We start from the raw sequence: 15,071 nt of genomic DNA, 5'->3' as shown, positions 1-15,071 counted from the left end.
TTCGCGCGGGAGAGATCAGACCGCCAGCGCACCGCTGCCGTAGCGTTTTGCCATCTCATCCAGATCGATCGGCGTGATCTTCGCGGCATTGCCCGCGGTGCCGAAGCGTTCAAAACGGTCAAGGCAGAGTTTTTCCATCTCTTCCATCGCGGGGATGGTGAACTTGCGCGGGTCGAACTCGGTCGGTTTTTCCTGCGCGACCTTGCGGAACTGGCCGGTGATCGCCATGCGGTTATCCGTGTCGATATTGACCTTGCGCACGCCCGACTTGATGCCGCGCTCGATCTCTTCGACCGGCACGCCATAGGTTTGGGGCATCTCGCCGCCGTATTCGTTGATCAGGTCCTGAAGGTACTGCGGCACGGAGGAGGAGCCGTGCATCACCAGATGCACATTGGGGATCTTGGCGTGGATCGCCTCGATCTGGCTGATCGCCAGGATATCGCCGGTGGGCTTGCGGCTGAACTTATAGGCGCCGTGGCTGGTGCCGCAGGCGATGGCAAGCGCATCGACCTGGGATTTCGCCACGAAATCCTTGGCCTGATCGGGATCGGTCAGAAGCTGTTCCTGAGAGAGCTTGCCCACCGCGCCCGAACCGTCCTCTTCGCCCGCTTCTCCGGTTTCCAGCGAGCCAAGCACGCCCAGCTCGCCTTCGACCGAGGCGCCAACCCAATGGGCCATGCGCGAGACGCGCTCGGTGATCTCGACGTTGTAGTCGTAAGATGCCGGCGTCTTCATGTCCGCCTCAAGCGAGCCATCCATCATCACGCTGGTAAAGCCGTGGCGGATCGCCGACAGGCAGGTCTGTTCGTTGTTGCCATGGTCCTGATGCATGCAGATCGGGATATGGGGGTACATTTCCACCAGCGCCTGGATCATGTGGCGCAGCATGATGTCGCCCGCATAAGAGCGCGCGCCGCGGCTGGCCTGCAGGATCACCGGGCTGTCGCATTTCGCGGCGGCCTTCAGGATCGCCAGACCCTGCTCCATGTTGTTGATGTTGAAGGCGGGCACGCCATAGCCGTGTTCGGCGGCATGGTCGAGCAGTTGACGAAGAGTGATAAGTGCCATGAAAACCTCTTAGGCCGCTTCTGCCGCGCCTTGCAGCGCCGCAATGCCGGGGAGCGTCTTACCCTCCAGCCATTCCAGAAAAGCCCCCCCGGCGGAGGAGACATATGTGAAATCGCCAGATACACCGGCCATGTTCAGGGCCGCAACCGTATCCCCGCCACCTGCGACAGAAACAGCCAGCCCTTGCCGGGTCAGATCGGCTGCGGTCTGTGCCAGGTGCCGGGTCGCAAGGTCAAAGGGAGAGAGTTCAAACGCCCCCAAGGGCCCGTTCCACAGGATCGTCTTACAGGAGGTGAGTACCGACTGGAACCGTTTCAGCGCGCGCGGTCCCGCATCGAGGATCATCGCGTTCTCGGGGCAGGCATCTGCCGGGGTGATGTCATGGGCTGCACCGGCGGCAAAATCATAGGCGGCCACCACATCCTCGGGCAGATGCAGGGTGCAGCCTGCCTTTTTGGCCAGCGCGTGGATTTCCCGCACCGTGTCGATCTGGTCGGCCTCGTGCAGCGAGCGCCCCATGGGCGCGCCATCGGCGAAAAGAAACGTGTTCGCCATGCCGCCGCCGATGATGATGTGATCGACCTTCTGAACCAGGTTCTTCAGCACTGCGATCTTGCTGGAGACCTTAGCGCCGCCCACCACCGCCACAGCCGGGCGCTTGGGGCATTCCAGCGCTGCGGACAGTGCGGCGATCTCTTCGATCATCAGCGGGCCTGCCACGGCGGGCAGCAGATGCGCCAAGGCTTCGGTCGAAGCATGGGCACGATGGGCGCAGGAGAAGGCATCGTTCATGTAGATATCGCCAAGCTTGGCCACCTGCGCGGCAAAGGCAAGGTCATTGGCGGTTTCCCCGGCATGCAGGCGCAGGTTCTCGCAGAGCATGACCGTGCCATCCGTCAGACCCCGGCTGCGGGCGACTGGCTCTTCTCCGATTAGGTGCGGGCAGAAGCGGACCGGGCGGCCCAGCGCCTGTGCCAGTGCTGGTATCAGCGGTTCGACGGAATGCGGCCCGGCCTCGGCGCCCGGCTCGGGGCGGCCAAAGTGGGTCAGGATCACCAGCCGCGCGCCTGCGGCCAGCAGGGGCTTCATCCCATCGGCAAAGCGGCGAATGCGGGTGTCATCGCTGACCGTGCCGTCCTCATTCATCGGCACGTTGAGGTCGGCGCGCACAAGGATGCGGCGGCCCTTGACCGAGGATGTGTCAATCTGCGGCAGGTCCATCACTGAAGTCTCCCCATGGCATTGGCCGTATCCGCCATGCGGCAGGAAAAGCCCCATTCGTTGTCATACCAGGCCATCACCCGCACCAGACGCGCGCCCAGAACCTTGGTCTGGTCGGCGGCGAAATTGCAGGAATGGCTGTCGTGGTTGTAATCGATCGAGACCTTCGGCTCGGTCTCGTAGCTGATGATCTGCTGCATGTTGCCTGCCGCGGCCTCGGCCATGATTGCGTTCACCTCGTCCTCGGTCACATCGCGACCCGCCATGAAAGTGAGATCGACGGCTGATACATTCGGGGTGGGCACCCGAATGGCGGATCCATCCAGACGGCCCGAGAGTTCCGGCAGAACCTCCCCAATGGCCTTGGCCGCACCTGTGGAGGTGGGGATCATCGACATCGAGGCCGCACGGGCGCGATAGAGATCCTTGTGGCGCCGATCCAGCGTGGGCTGATCGCCTGTATAGGAATGCACCGTGGTGACAATGCCGCTGTCGATGCCGATGGCGTCATTCAGAACCTTGGCCAGCGGTGCAAGGCAGTTGGTGGTGCAGGAGCCGTTGGAAACCACCAACTCATCGCTGCGCAGATCGCGGTGATTGACGCCGTAAACCACGGTGCGGTCGGCGTTCTTGGCGGGGGCCGAGATCAGCACCTTGCGCGCGCCCTGTTTCAGGTGGACCGAGGATTGCTCCTTGGAATTGAAGACACCGGAACATTCCAGCACCACATCGACACCATCCCAGTCGAGTTCCTCGGGATTGTAGGTGGAGAAGACCTTGATCGGGCCACGGCCCAGATCCAGCGTGTCGTCATTGACCGCAACCGGATGCGGAAATCGCCCGTGTACGCTGTCATAGCGCAGAAGATGCGCGTTGGTTTCAATCGGGCCGGTGGCGTTTATCTTCACCACCTCGATGTCGTTGCGACCGCTTTCGATGATATGGGCCAGGGTGCAGCGTCCGATGCGGCCAAAGCCGTTGATGGCGACTTTCGTGGTCATGCCTTCGTCCTTTTCTCGATCTGTCGGCGGGCCGAGGCGGCAATGGCCTCAGCCGTTATGTTGAAGTGGCGGTAAAGCTCCTCGGCGGGGGCGGAGGCGCCAAAGCCACTCATCCCGATGAAGCCGTCGCTACGTTCCAGGAACAGCTCCCAGCCCTGGCGTATGGCGGCCTCGACGCCGACCCGGGGCGCGCTGCCACGCACGGCGGCGCGGTAGTCCGGGGATTGGGCGGCGAAGGCCTCGAAACAGGGGGCAGAGACAACGGCGGCCCGGATACCGCCTGCTTCCAACAGGTCGGCGGCTTCCATGGCGATTTCCACTTCCGATCCGGTGGCGATCAGGGTCACGTCCCGCGCGCCGCCGCCGCGCAGTAGATAGGCGCCGCGTGCAGTCAGGTTTTCGGCGCTGTGGTTGCGGCGCAGGGTGGGCAGGCCTTGGCGCGACAGGCATAAGACCGTGGGGGTGGTGTCCGAAGTGGCCGCCATTTCCCAGGCTTCGGCGGTTTCCACCGCATCGGCGGGGCGGATCACATTCATGTTCGGCATTGCACGCAGCGAGGCGATGGTTTCCACCGGCTGATGCGTGGGGCCATCCTCGCCAAGGCCGATGGAATCATGGGTCATCACGTATGTGACGGGCACCCCCATCAGGGCCGAGAGCCGCATGGCGGGGCGGCAGTAATCGGCAAAGGCGAGGAAAGTACCGCCATAGGTTCTGAACCCGCCGTGCAGGGCGATGCCGTTCATCGCGGCGGCCATGGCGTGTTCGCGGATGCCGTAATGGATGTAATCGCCGCTGAAATCTTGTGCCGTCACCGGGCGCATGGCGCTGCTGCGGGTGTTGTTCGATCCCGTGAGGTCCGCCGAGCCGCCCACGCTGTTGGGCAGGGTGGCATTGACCACCTCCAGCGCCATTTCGGAGGCCTTGCGGGTCGCGACCTTTTGCGCATCGGCGCTGAGGCGGGCCTTGTAGGCGGTGATCGCGGCGTGTAGCGCCTCTGCATCCGGCGGGGCCATGGCCGCGTCGAACTCCGCTGCCTTTGGTGAGTTTTCCTTGCGTGCCTGCCAGTCTTTCCGGGTCTTGGCGCCGCGTTTTGCCACGTCTTCCCAGGCGTTGCGCACACCATCGGGGATAACAAACGGCGCATGCGGCCAATCAAGGGCGTCACGGGTGGCTGCGATCTCCTCGGCGCCCAAGGGGGCGCCGTGCACCTTGTGGCTGCCACCCATATTGGGCGCGCCTTTGCCGATAACCGTGCGGCAGGCAATCATCGACGGGCGGTCATCGGCGCGGGCGGCAGCAATCGCGGCGGCGATCGCCTCGGGTGCGTGGCCATCCACGGCCTGCACGTGCCAGCCTGCCGCCTCGAACCGCTGTTTCTGGTTCATGGAGGTCGACAAATCCGTGGGCCCGTCGATGGTGATCCGGTTGTCGTCCCAGAAGACGATCAGCCGCGACAGGCCAAGGTGCCCGGCCAGATCGATGGCCTCGTGGCTGATCCCCTCCATCAGGCAGCCGTCCCCGGCCATCACATAGGTGTAGTGATCGACCAGGTCGTCGCCAAACCGCGCCTGCATCATGCGTTCTGCCAAGGCCATACCGACGGCGGTCGAGATCCCCTGGCCCAGGGGGCCGGTCGTGGTCTCGATCCCTGCGGCATGGCCGTATTCGGGGTGTCCCGCCGTGCGCGCGCCCATCTGGCGGAAGTTGCGCAGCTGAGCGGCGTCCATATCCGTGTAGCCGAGCAGGTGGTGGATCGCATAGACCAGCATGGAGCCATGTCCCGCGCTCATCACGAAACGGTCGCGGTCGGGCCAGTCGGGGCGGGACGGGTCGATCCTGATGAAGCGGTTGAACAGCACCGTTGCCACATCCGCCAGACCCATCGGCGCACCGGGATGACCGGAGTTTGCAGCCTGCACCGCATCCATGGTCAGAGCGCGGATGGCATTGGCCATCAGGGTTTCATCCGCTTTCACCGGGGTTTGAACATTCATGAGAGGTCTCCTCAGGCACGTTTGGCTTCGCGGACCAGGCGGATCACCATCGGCGTAAAGATCAGCTGCATCGCCAGATCCATTTTGCCGCCGGGGATCACCAGGCTGTTGGCGCGGGTCATCCAGCTGCCCTCGATCATCGACATCAGATAGGGGAAATCGATACCGCGCGGGTTCTTGAACCGGATCACCACCAGGCTTTCGTCCGGAGTGGGGATCCAGCGCGCCACAAAGGGGTTGGAGGTATCCACCACCGGCACGCGCTGGAAATTGATGTCGGTTTCGGAGAATTGCGGGCAGATGCAATGCACATAGGCCTGCATCCGGCGCAGGATGGTCTCGGTCACCGCCTCGGTGGAATAACCGCGGGATTCGCGGTCGCGGTGGATCTTCTGGATCCATTCGAGATTGATCACCGGCACTACTCCGATCTTGAGATCAGCCAGCGCGGCGAGGTTCACATCGTCGTTCACCACCGATCCGTGCAGCCCTTCGTAGAACAGGAGGTCGGAATCATCGGGGAAGGGAGCCCAGGCGGTGAATTCCCCCGGGGGGACGCCGGTCCGCTTGGCTTCCTCGGCGTCGTGCACATAGGTGCGGGTGCGCCCCTTGCCGGTCTGGCTGTATTCGCGAAAGACCCGCTCCAGCTCTCCGAGCTCATTGGCGTCATAGGAGAAATGCGAAAACGTGTGATCGCCGTCGGCCTGTCTGCGTTCCAGCTCGGCCCGCATATCGGCGCGGTTGTAGCGATGAAAGGCGTCGCCTTCGATCGAAACGGAGGTAATGCCTTCGCGGCGGAAGATCTGGTCGAAGGTCTTTTTCACGGTCGAGGTGCCCGCGCCGGAAGACCCCGTGACACTGATGATCGGGTGTTTGGTGCTCATGTCGATGTCCTGAAGGTGTGGGGATCAGGCGCGGAACAGTCCGCGCAAGCCAAAGAGAGCGGATGTCTCCTCGTCCGGCAGATCGTGATAGGTGGCGACCCGTGCCACCTTGTTGGACGAGCCGAAGACAAAGGGGGTGCGCATATGCAGCGTATCGGGGACCGCATCCAGGATCGGGTCCTGCCCGTCGGTGGCCCGTCCGCCCGCCTGTTCGATCAAAAAGGCGATGGGCGCGCATTCGTAGACATAGCGCAGCCGCCCCCGGCCATAGCCCTGCCGACCATCAGCGGGATACAGAAAGATCCCCCCTCGTGTCAGGATACGGTGGGTCTCGGCCACCAAGGAGGCAATCCAGCGCATGTTGGAATCGGCGCCGCTCGGCCCTTCGGTCCCTGCCACGCGATCATCGATATAGGCGCGGATCGGTTTGCTCCAGTGCCGGTAATTCGAGGTATTGATGGCGTATTCGTTGGAATCCGGCGCGATCTCGGCGACCTGTCCCAGCAGACGGAATGTACCGCTCTGCGGATCCAGCACGTATTTGAGCACTCCGTCGCCCAGGGTGACAATCAGCGCGCATTGCGGCCCGAAGATCGCATATCCTGAGGCCAGAAGATCCCGGCCGGGCCGCAGAAACGACGCGTCGGGCGTGTCCGCAGCCGGATAGATGCCAAAGATGGTTCCGATGGACACATTTGTGTCGATGTTGGAGGAGCCATCCAGCGGATCGATGGCCACGGCAAATTGCCCCTCGGGGTTCATGGTGACGACCGTGTCCTGCTCTTCCGAGGCGTAGTGGCGGACATCGCCTTCGCGCAGGGCGGCCATGAAGGCCTCATCGGCGATCACATCCAGCGCTTTTTGCGCATCGCCATCGGTGTTGGTGCCCGCCGCTCCAGCAAGGTTTTCGTCGATGCCGCCGCGCGCAATGCGCTGGGCAAGCTCGGCAGCGACACCGGCCAGCCGGTCCAGTTCTGCAACAAGCGCAGGCTCGGCCCCCTGGGGCACCTGATCAAGAGTTTTCATGTGGTTGTCCTCCCTGACGCGACAAAGCTTGCAAAAAATGAATTTTTAAGGAATTTAAAAAATAGAAAGAACGATTAGGAGTTTTCGAATTTGCGGTTCGACGCCATCACTCTCAAACAATTGCGCGCGCTGCTGGCGGTGGCGGACACAGGCTCCCTGACCATGGCGGCCGATCTTTTGCATCAAACGCCACCGACAATTCACAGCCAAATCAAGAACCTGGAAGGCGCAGTTGGAGAGGCATTGCTACAGAAGGCTAGCGATGGTTCGGGGTTTCAACCCACCCTTGCCGGGCAGGAGATGCTGGCCGCCGCACAACGGATCGAAGCGAATTTGTCGCATGCAGAGCGGCAGATCACCGCTCTGACCCAGGGGCGGCGCGGCCATGTGGTGCTGGGAACGGTATCTACGGCGAAGTATTTCGTGCCCCGTCTGGTGCGGCTGTTGCAGGACCGAATCCCTGACGTGGAAATCTCGCTGCGGGTGGCCAACCGATCCGATGTGATGCAGGCGCTGAACCGGGGGGACTATGACCTGGCAATCATGGGGCGGCCACCGCGCGGGGTGATCCATCGGGCGATCCCGCTGGGGCCGCACCCGCATGGCATCGTGCTGCCGCCGGATCATCCACTGGCGCAGGAAGACGGATATGATCCGGACCGGCTGCTGCAGGAAACCTTCCTCAGCCGCGAGGAAGGGTCAGGCACCCGGATCTTGATGGAGCGGTTCATTGAACGGCTGGCGGAGGGGCATAGTCCCAACAAGGTGGTGATGCCCTCGAACGAGACGATCAAGCAGGCGGTTCTGGCAGGGCTGGGAATTGCGTTCCTGTCGCTGCACACCGTGCATGACGAGGTCACATCGGGGCGGCTGGCGCTCTTGCGCGGGCGGGATCTGCCGGTGATGCGGCATTGGTATCTGATCACCGGCGCCGCAGAGGCGGATCACGTGTCTCCGGCGACGGAGATGTGTGCGCAGGAAATCGACGCTTTGTCAGGTGTTTACCTGCCAAAGTTCGACTTGTAACGTTCGGTGCCGTGATCTCAGCGGGTCAGCGCCGCATAAAGCTGCGGTAGGCGTTCCGGCAAGCGTTCGACCCGGTCCAGGATCATCGCGCCACGCGGGCCAAAGATCCGCTGCACATAGGCATCGGCGCCGGGATCCAGAGTCAGGCAAAAGGGGGTGATGCCGCTTTGCGTGGCTTCCTCAACCGCGCGGCGGGTGTCGGCGCGCAGGTGTTGCGGATCGCGCACGTCGATATCTGCGGGCGCGCCATCGGTCAGCACCAGCATCAGCTTGCGTGTGGCCTTCACCCGCTTCATCTGGGCCGTGGCGTGGCGGATCGCCGTTCCCATCCGGGTCGAGAGCCGCCCCTTTGCCCCCATCAGGCGGGCGGTGGCCAGATCCTCCCACGGCTGGTCGAAATCCTTGAACCGTTCATAATAAACCTGCGCGCGCCCGTCCGAGCAAAAGCCATGGATGGCAAAGGCATCACCGACCCGGTTGATCGCCTCTGACAACAGCACACAGGCCGATTTGGTCAGATCCATCACGGTGGAGCCATCGCCCACGGGGTCATTCGTCGATTCCGACAGATCCAGCAGCACCATCACGGCCGTGTCGCGCGTCTTGTGCACCTGGCGCATCATCACACGCGGGTCGGGCTGGCGGCCCAAGCGTATGTCGATGGCGGCGGTGATGGCGGCGCCGATGTCGATCACATCGCCATCCTCCAGCTTGCGTATGCGCTGCATGCCTTGCGGGCGCATCGCGTCCAGCCGGTGCTTCAGCCGTTCCATCACCGGGCGATGTTCGGCGAGGATCGCCTCCGCACCGGTCGGGTCGCCCAGACGCGGGCGCCGTTCCAGCACCGTGGCCCAGGCGGGGCGCATCATCTGGATCGTGTGGTCGAACTCATCATACATCACCGGCGGCGCCAGCGGTTCGCGCCCTTCCTTCTCGTTGAAGCTTTGACCGTCGTCATCAAAGAACTCCGCCGATTGCACCCAGATCTCCTGCGCGTCCTCGCCTGCGGTTTCGACCTCCACCTCGTTCACCATTTCGCTGACCGAGACGTATTTGCGCACCTGCGGGGGCGGGGCGAATTCCGTGTCGAACTCCAGCTCCTCGAACTCCCACAAGAGCCGGTTGTCGCAGCGATAGGGACAGGAGGGATGATCGGTATAAGCAGAATAGGGCTGGCCGCGCAGGCGTTCGGCAAGGCGCAGGCCCAGATCGCGGGCAGCTTCCGCATCCGTCAGGTCAAGACTGGCGAATTCGCCCTGTACCCAAGACGCCAAATCGCTTTCGGCGGGTTGATCCGGCAGCAAGAGCGCGCGGGAAATACGGTCGAACTCTCCGGCGATGCCGGGGTCGGTGTCCTGATGAAACGGCGCCCAAAGATCACGCAGCCGGGGCAGGCGGGCGATGGCAAGGGCCTCTGCGCGGGCATCTTCGATCAGGCCGATCATGGCCGATTGCAAGGCGTTCAGCCCCTCGCCCTGAATGGGTTTTCTGAGGCAGGCCAGATGCGCGGCCAGATGGGCAGCCTGAGCACGATAAAGATCCAGCGCGGCCTGATCCTGCCAGTCATCCAGCGCATCGGGCAGATGCAGGCTGTAGGTCTCATAATAGGGGCGCAGGCCCGTGCGATCCTCGAAATCACCTGCGGTGGGCGTCAGCATGAAATCCCGCCCCCAAAGGGCGCGCAGGTACATCATCAGCCGCCGCTGCACATCGACCAGCAGGGTGCCTTTGCGCTCACGCTGAATGACGGCGCGGCTTTCCTCGGTCTCCAGCGAGAAATAGGCGAGCAGTTCCTTGAAGTTGGTGCGATGCGCCTCCACCCCCCAGTCGGCCCAGCGGCGCAAGCCCCCAAGGGTCAGAACCTCCAGAAGATCGCCAAGGTGATCTAGCATGGGGCGCACGGCACGCGGCGCGCGGGCCAGAAGATGCTCCAGAAAGCGAAGGTAAGCCATGAAAAGCGTGGCATCGCCGAGCCGCATCGCCGCCTGCGGAGATGTCTCCAGCAGCCGGGCAATCACCGCGCCCGAGGTGCGCGAGGCAAAGCCCAGCAGCAGCGGCAAGAGATCGCCCAAGACATCCTCGCCGAGATCGCGGGCTAGGGCGGGCGCAGCTTCGATCCAGGCCACGACCGGATCCGCGCCCCGGCCCAGTTGCATCAGCGCGTCACAGCCGCGCAGCCATGTATCGAGCGCGCGGGGCGACAGTTTACGCCGCGCATCGGGCAGGGCGGTCAGCAGGACTTCGGCAACCTCAGCCGGCAGGCTGTTCAGCAGCTCTGCACGGTCTTCCGGCAGGGTCTCAGAACCAGGTTGCGACAGCGGCATCGAGAGCATCGCGCATATCCGGATCATCGGTGATGGAGTTGACCAGCGCCATCGAACAGGCGGCGCGCGGCGCAATGCCGCCCTTGATCAGGCGACCGGCGTGGATCAGCATCCGGGTGGACACCCCTTCGTCCAGCCCGTGCCCTTTGAGGTTGCGGGAGCGCGCGCCGATCTCGACCAGCTTGCCGGCGGTCTCACTGTCGATGCCTGCCTCATGGGCCAGGATCTCGGCCTCGGTCTCCCCTTCGGGCCAGGTGAAGTTCATCGCCGCAAAGCGTTGTTTTGTCGACTGTTTTAGGTCCTTCATCAGGGACTGGTAGCCGGGGTTGTAGCTGATCACGATCAGGAAGTCGGGATGCGCCTGCAGAAGCTCCCCTTTCTTTTCCAGGGGCAGAACACGGCGGTCATCGGTCAGCGGGTGAATGGCGACGGTGGTGTCCTGGCGGGCCTCCACCACCTCGTCGAGGTAACAGATCGCGCCGTGGCGGGCGGCAAAGGTCAGTGGGCCATCCTGCCAGCGGGTACCGTCGGCATCCAAGAGATAGCGCCCCACCAGATCGGAGGCGGTCATATCCTCGTTGCAGGCCACGGTGACCAGCGGGCGGCCCAGCCTCCAGGCCATATGTTCCACGAACCGCGTCTTGCCGCAGCCGGTCGGGCCCTTCAGCATCACTGGGATACGGGCATCCCAGGCGGCGGTGAACAGCTCCACCTCGTCGCTGGTCTGCCGCCAGAACGGCGCATCGGTGACGCGAAATTCGTCAAGCATGTCTTTCATGGCGGGCTCCTCCTGCTGGGCTTGGGACGTGCTGCCCGGCACGAGGGAGCGCCGGGCAGCATAGGGGCATCAGACCATCTCGCCGCGGTAGACGACCATGTTGGCGCCCTGGCTTTGGGTGAAGTTGTCATATCCCAGAAGGCGCACGTGGTGCTTGGGGTTGGCGGTGTGGCATTCGTCCAGCTCGGCCAGGATCGCGTCCACGTCGGTTTCACCGAACATCGGCAGCTTCCACATGTACCAGTAATAGCCGGTGGCGTTGCTGGGTTCGGTGTGTTCGATCGCCGGGTTCCAGCCGTTGGAGACGATCCATTCCACCTGTTTGCGGATCTGATCCTTGGTCATTTCCGGAAGGTAAGAGAAGGTCTCCATCTTGCGCGAGGCGGGATCCGACAGGCGGGAGGGGTAGTCCTGAATGGTACTCATTGGTCTTGGTCCTTTTTATATGTGTTCGAGGGGGCGCGATCAGCGGTGCTGCACGTCCAGCTTGTCGACGGTGTCGAACTCGAACTTGATTTCCTTCCAGGTCTCCATCGCGGATTTCAGCTCGGGCGAATGTTTGGCCGCCGCCATCAGGATGTCCTTGCCTTCCTTCTCCAGCTCGCGGCCTTCGTTGCGGGCCTGAACGCAGGCCTCCAGCGCCACGCGGTTGGCCGCAGCACCCGCCGCATTGCCCCAGGGGTGGCCCAGGGTGCCGCCGCCGAATTGCAGAACGCTATCATTGCCGAAGATCGAGACCAGCGCGGGCATGTGCCAGACATGGATCCCGCCCGAGGCCACCGGGAAGACGCCCGGCATGCTGCCCCAGTCCTGAGCGAAGAAGACGCCCATCTCGCGGTCTTCCTTGACGAATTTGTCGCGCATCAGGTTGATCCAGCCCAAGGTCGCGTTGCGGTCGCCTTCCAGCTTACCGACGACGGTGCCCGAATGCAGGTGATCCCCGCCCAGAAGGCGCAGAAGCTTGGTCAGAACGCGAAAGTTGATGCCGTGGTTGGGGTTGCGGTCGATCACCGCATGCATGGCGCGGTGGACGTGCAGCAGCATGCCATTGTCGCGGCACCATTTCGACAGCGAATTATGGGCGGCCCAGCCGACGGTCAGATAGTCGGACATGATGATGGGCGTGCCGATCTCCTTGGCAAATTCGGCGCGCTGGAACATCTCTTCCACCGTGGGGGCGGTGACATTCATATAGTGGCCCTTGCGCTCACCGGTTTCGGCCTGCGCCTTGTCGATGGCCTCCTGGCAGAACAGGAAGCGGTCGCGCCAGCGCATGAAGGGCTGGGAGTTGACGTTCTCGTCGTCTTTCGAGAAGTCCAGACCGCCGCGCAGCACCTCGTAGACGGCACGGCCATAGTTCTTGGCCGACAGCCCCAGTTTCGGCTTGATGGTGCAGCCCAGGAGCGGACGACCGTATTTGTCCATCTTGTCGCGCTCGACCTGGATGCCGTGCGGTGGCCCAAAGCAGGTTTTTACGAACCAGATCGGGAAGCGCACGTCCTCGAGGCGCAAGGAGCGCACGGCCTTGAAGCCAAAGACATTGCCGACGATGGAGGTAAAGACGTTGACGACCGAACCTTCCTCGAACAGATCCGCCGGATAGGCGATGAAGGCATAAAAGGCTTCGTCCTGGCCGGGCACGTCTTCGATCCGGTAGGCGCGGCCTTTGTAATGGTCAAGATCGGTCAAAAGGTCGGTCCAGACCGTGGTCCAGGTGCCGGTGGAGCTTTCGGCGGCCACGGCTGCGGCGGCCTCTTCGCGCGGCACACCGTCCTGCGGGATCACCTTGAAGACGGCCAGGACATCGGTGTCCTTGGGCGTGTATGCGGGTTCCCAATAGGTGGACCGGTAGTCCTTGACGCCGGCATCGTATTTCTTGGCTGGGGCTTGCATGTTCATGGGCTTGTTTCCTCCTCCTGGCCGCCAACGGGGGCGGGCCACTTCATTGGGATCAGAAGGCCACAAAGGGTAAATATAGTGAAATGAATAGTTTTTAGTTTCAGAATAAGGTATTCTGTATATATGCGGTATTCCCTTCGACAATTGCAGATATTTCAAGAGGTTGCGCAGCACCTCTCTTACACTCGCGCTGCCGAGGCGCTGCATCTGACGCAGCCGGCCGTGTTTGCGCAGGTGCGTCAACTGGAAGAACAGACCGGTCACAAGCTGATCGAGCGGATGGGTAAGACCTTGTTCCTGACCGAAGCCGGTGAGGTGGTGCTTCATGCGGCGCAGCGGATGCTGGGCGAGGCCGAGGATCTGGATATGCGCCTGGCGGAGCTGCGCGGTATGGCGCGGGGACGGTTACGGCTGGCGGTGGTGTCGACCGCGAAATACGACATCCCCGCCCGCATCGGGGCCTATAACAGCGACTATCCCGGGATCGAGGTTGCCCTGACCGTCTGCAACCGCGAGGAAATCCTAAGCCGTTTCGCTCAGAATGCCGATGACCTTTATATTCTGGGCACGCCGCCGCAGAATATGGCTGCCGAAGTGGAACGCTTTGCCGAAAACCCACTGATCGTCATTGCGCCGCCGGATCATCCTCTGGCCACCCGGAAGGGGCTGAGCGTGGCGGACCTGTCCGTTTATCCATTCCTGACCCGGGAAAGCGGATCAGGCACCCGGCTGGCGGCCGAGCGCTGTTTCGAAGAGGCAGGGAAATCCCCCGCCGTGCGGTTGGAGTTGGGCGCCAATGAGGCCGTCAAACAAGGGGTGATTGCGGGCCTTGGTTGGTCTGTGCTCAGCCGGGCTACCGTCGCGCTGGAGCTGCGCCACGGCTATCTGACGGAGCTTGACGTGAAGTCCTTTCCGATCATGCGTCATTGGTACGTGGCTTGGCCAAAGGGAAAGCAGCCCACGATGGCGGCCGAGGCGTTTCTGCAGCAGCTGAGGGAGGGAACTGGGGCGGCTGGCGTGGGTTCCTCTGCGGCGGGACAATAATTTTCTTGGAAAACCGCCGATTATACCCGCGCGCTTTAGGGGGTTTTTACCATATCGGCTGAGTGTGCGGTTCATTGAATGGCAGAAGGTTTTCAATATGAGCTACGCACAGGTTTCAACGATTGCCACCCATGCACCGGCGAGCACAAGGTCTGTCAATGTCCTGGTGGGGCAAAGGGGGGTGAAAGAGGCGAAAACAGAAGATTTTGCCAGCCATGTTGCACCGCAGTCGCCTGACGCTGAGGCGATTGATGCAATCTTTGCTAACTACGACCTGAGCGATATCTCCCCGCAGGAAATTGACCAGATGGCCGATGAATTGGTGGCGGCAGGTTTTGATGACATGAAGTTTATTATGATGCTGACGACCAAAGGCGCGGCCTTCCAGGCCCATCTACAAGAGGACTTCGCGCAGTCCGGATATGAGGTTTCCCGTGGAAACAGCAACGCAAATATGGACCTGATTGAGGTGACCCGCGACCAGCTGAAGATGTCCAAGGCCTTTGGCCAGCCGACCCAAGCTCTGGAAAGCTTTCTTGACGACATAGAGGATATCGCTGCGGAGCAGGCGGCACCGCCACGCGCGCCGATCGCTCTGGTCCGGGGGGGCGATCTCGGCACGCTTGTGTTGTCGCAGGCAGACCGGATCTAGCGCTGGACTTAACCGGGCCCGATCGGGTCAGATGACATGCCGGGGGCGGGGGCTATGGAAATGGCCTCCGCCCCCTTTTTATTTGCGGTCAGGGTTTGCATGGGGCCGACCTGGGGGCACGTCTCATGGCAGCCCCCTTAGACGGTCT

At 62.6% G+C, this 15,071-nt stretch carries 13 protein-coding genes; 3 read left to right on the top strand and 10 right to left on the bottom strand.

The genetic code is table 11. The annotated features are described in order from the left end of the window. Window positions 1–15: 15 nt before the first annotated feature. From fba to JL2886_RS01705, 6 genes are read right to left on the bottom strand one after another with little or no spacing between them, the layout of a single operon-like run. Window positions 16–1,071: a class II fructose-bisphosphate aldolase gene (gene fba / locus JL2886_RS01730; RefSeq protein ID WP_065270438.1), complete on the bottom strand. Its 1,056-nt coding sequence runs from the start codon at window positions 1,069–1,071 to the stop codon at window positions 16–18. A 9-nt stretch (window positions 1,072–1,080) separates the two neighbouring features. Continuing rightward, window positions 1,081–2,292 (bottom strand): phosphoglycerate kinase, encoded by a 1,212-nt coding sequence (locus JL2886_RS01725; protein WP_065270437.1) that lies wholly within the window; start codon window positions 2,290–2,292, stop codon window positions 1,081–1,083. After that, window positions 2,292–3,293, bottom strand: a complete 1,002-nt coding sequence (gene gap, locus JL2886_RS01720) for a type I glyceraldehyde-3-phosphate dehydrogenase (protein WP_065270436.1) — start codon at window positions 3,291–3,293, stop codon at window positions 2,292–2,294. The genes JL2886_RS01725 and gap overlap by 1 nt, the downstream gene beginning before the upstream one ends. Continuing rightward, window positions 3,290–5,290, bottom strand: coding sequence for a transketolase (gene tkt, locus JL2886_RS01715; protein WP_065270435.1), 2,001 nt, complete (start codon window positions 5,288–5,290; stop codon window positions 3,290–3,292). Before tkt ends, gap begins: the two co-directional genes overlap by 4 nt. A gap of 11 nt (window positions 5,291–5,301) precedes the next feature. Beyond that, window positions 5,302–6,174, bottom strand: a complete 873-nt coding sequence (locus JL2886_RS01710; protein WP_065270434.1) for a phosphoribulokinase — start codon at window positions 6,172–6,174, stop codon at window positions 5,302–5,304. A gap of 24 nt (window positions 6,175–6,198) precedes the next feature. Next, window positions 6,199–7,200 carry a class 1 fructose-bisphosphatase gene (locus JL2886_RS01705; protein ID WP_065270433.1) on the bottom strand — a complete coding sequence of 334 codons (1,002 nt, stop codon included), beginning with the start codon at window positions 7,198–7,200 and terminating at the stop codon, window positions 6,199–6,201. Window positions 7,201–7,290: 90 nt separating this feature from the next. Between JL2886_RS01705 and JL2886_RS01700 the strand changes: the two genes are divergently transcribed. Beyond that, a complete protein-coding gene (locus JL2886_RS01700; protein WP_065270432.1) occupies window positions 7,291–8,226 on the top strand; it encodes a LysR substrate-binding domain-containing protein in 936 nt (311 codons plus the stop codon). A 17-nt stretch (window positions 8,227–8,243) separates the two neighbouring features. Here the strand turns inward: JL2886_RS01700 and JL2886_RS01695 are convergent, their stop codons facing one another. From JL2886_RS01695 to JL2886_RS01680, 4 genes are all read right to left on the bottom strand, one after another. Next, complete coding sequence (locus tag JL2886_RS01695; RefSeq protein WP_237028406.1) at window positions 8,244–10,559, bottom strand: nitric oxide reductase activation protein NorD; 2,316 nt, start codon at window positions 10,557–10,559, stop codon at window positions 8,244–8,246. After that, window positions 10,525–11,328, bottom strand: coding sequence for a CbbQ/NirQ/NorQ/GpvN family protein (locus tag JL2886_RS01690; RefSeq protein WP_065273478.1), 804 nt, complete (start codon window positions 11,326–11,328; stop codon window positions 10,525–10,527). Before JL2886_RS01690 ends, JL2886_RS01695 begins: the two co-directional genes overlap by 35 nt. A 69-nt stretch (window positions 11,329–11,397) precedes the next feature. Further along, entirely contained in the window at window positions 11,398–11,754 is a 357-nt protein-coding gene (locus JL2886_RS01685) for a ribulose bisphosphate carboxylase small subunit (RefSeq protein WP_065270430.1), read from the bottom strand. Between the two features lie 39 nt (window positions 11,755–11,793). Next, complete coding sequence (locus tag JL2886_RS01680) at window positions 11,794–13,227, bottom strand: form I ribulose bisphosphate carboxylase large subunit (RefSeq protein ID WP_197492333.1); 1,434 nt, start codon at window positions 13,225–13,227, stop codon at window positions 11,794–11,796. 123 nt (window positions 13,228–13,350) lie between these two features. Here JL2886_RS01680 and JL2886_RS01675 point away from each other — a divergent pair, with 123 nt between their 5' ends. Further along, window positions 13,351–14,271: a LysR family transcriptional regulator gene (locus JL2886_RS01675; RefSeq protein WP_065270429.1), complete on the top strand. Its 921-nt coding sequence runs from the start codon at window positions 13,351–13,353 to the stop codon at window positions 14,269–14,271. A 97-nt stretch (window positions 14,272–14,368) separates the two neighbouring features. Further along, complete coding sequence (locus tag JL2886_RS01670) at window positions 14,369–14,923, top strand: hypothetical protein (protein ID WP_133245341.1); 555 nt, start codon at window positions 14,369–14,371, stop codon at window positions 14,921–14,923. Window positions 14,924–15,071: the final 148 nt, after the last annotated feature.

This window comes from Phaeobacter gallaeciensis (assembly GCF_001678945.1).
Lineage (GTDB): Bacteria > Pseudomonadota > Alphaproteobacteria > Rhodobacterales > Rhodobacteraceae > Phycobacter > Phycobacter gallaeciensis_A.
The sequence above is the reverse complement of the archived record's forward strand: the minus strand, read 5'-3'. Positions and strand labels throughout refer to the sequence as shown.

Coding starts and splice junctions, on each gene's coding strand:
- gap (WP_065270436.1), bottom strand. CDS start 3,293: ATGACCACGAAAGTCGCCATCAACGGCTTTGGCCGCATCGGACGCTGC.
- JL2886_RS01690 (WP_065273478.1), bottom strand. CDS start 11,328: ATGAAAGACATGCTTGACGAATTTCGCGTCACCGATGCGCCGTTCTGG.
- JL2886_RS01680 (WP_197492333.1), bottom strand. CDS start 13,227: ATGAACATGCAAGCCCCAGCCAAGAAATACGATGCCGGCGTCAAGGAC.
- JL2886_RS01670 (WP_133245341.1), top strand. CDS start 14,369: ATGAGCTACGCACAGGTTTCAACGATTGCCACCCATGCACCGGCGAGC.
- JL2886_RS01725 (WP_065270437.1), bottom strand. CDS start 2,292: ATGGACCTGCCGCAGATTGACACATCCTCGGTCAAGGGCCGCCGCATC.
- JL2886_RS01675 (WP_065270429.1), top strand. CDS start 13,351: ATGCGGTATTCCCTTCGACAATTGCAGATATTTCAAGAGGTTGCGCAG.
- JL2886_RS01685 (WP_065270430.1), bottom strand. CDS start 11,754: ATGAGTACCATTCAGGACTACCCCTCCCGCCTGTCGGATCCCGCCTCG.
- JL2886_RS01695 (WP_237028406.1), bottom strand. CDS start 10,559: ATGCTCTCGATGCCGCTGTCGCAACCTGGTTCTGAGACCCTGCCGGAA.
- fba (WP_065270438.1), bottom strand. CDS start 1,071: ATGGCACTTATCACTCTTCGTCAACTGCTCGACCATGCCGCCGAACAC.
- tkt (WP_065270435.1), bottom strand. CDS start 5,290: ATGAATGTTCAAACCCCGGTGAAAGCGGATGAAACCCTGATGGCCAAT.
- JL2886_RS01710 (WP_065270434.1), bottom strand. CDS start 6,174: ATGAGCACCAAACACCCGATCATCAGTGTCACGGGGTCTTCCGGCGCG.
- JL2886_RS01705 (WP_065270433.1), bottom strand. CDS start 7,200: ATGAAAACTCTTGATCAGGTGCCCCAGGGGGCCGAGCCTGCGCTTGTT.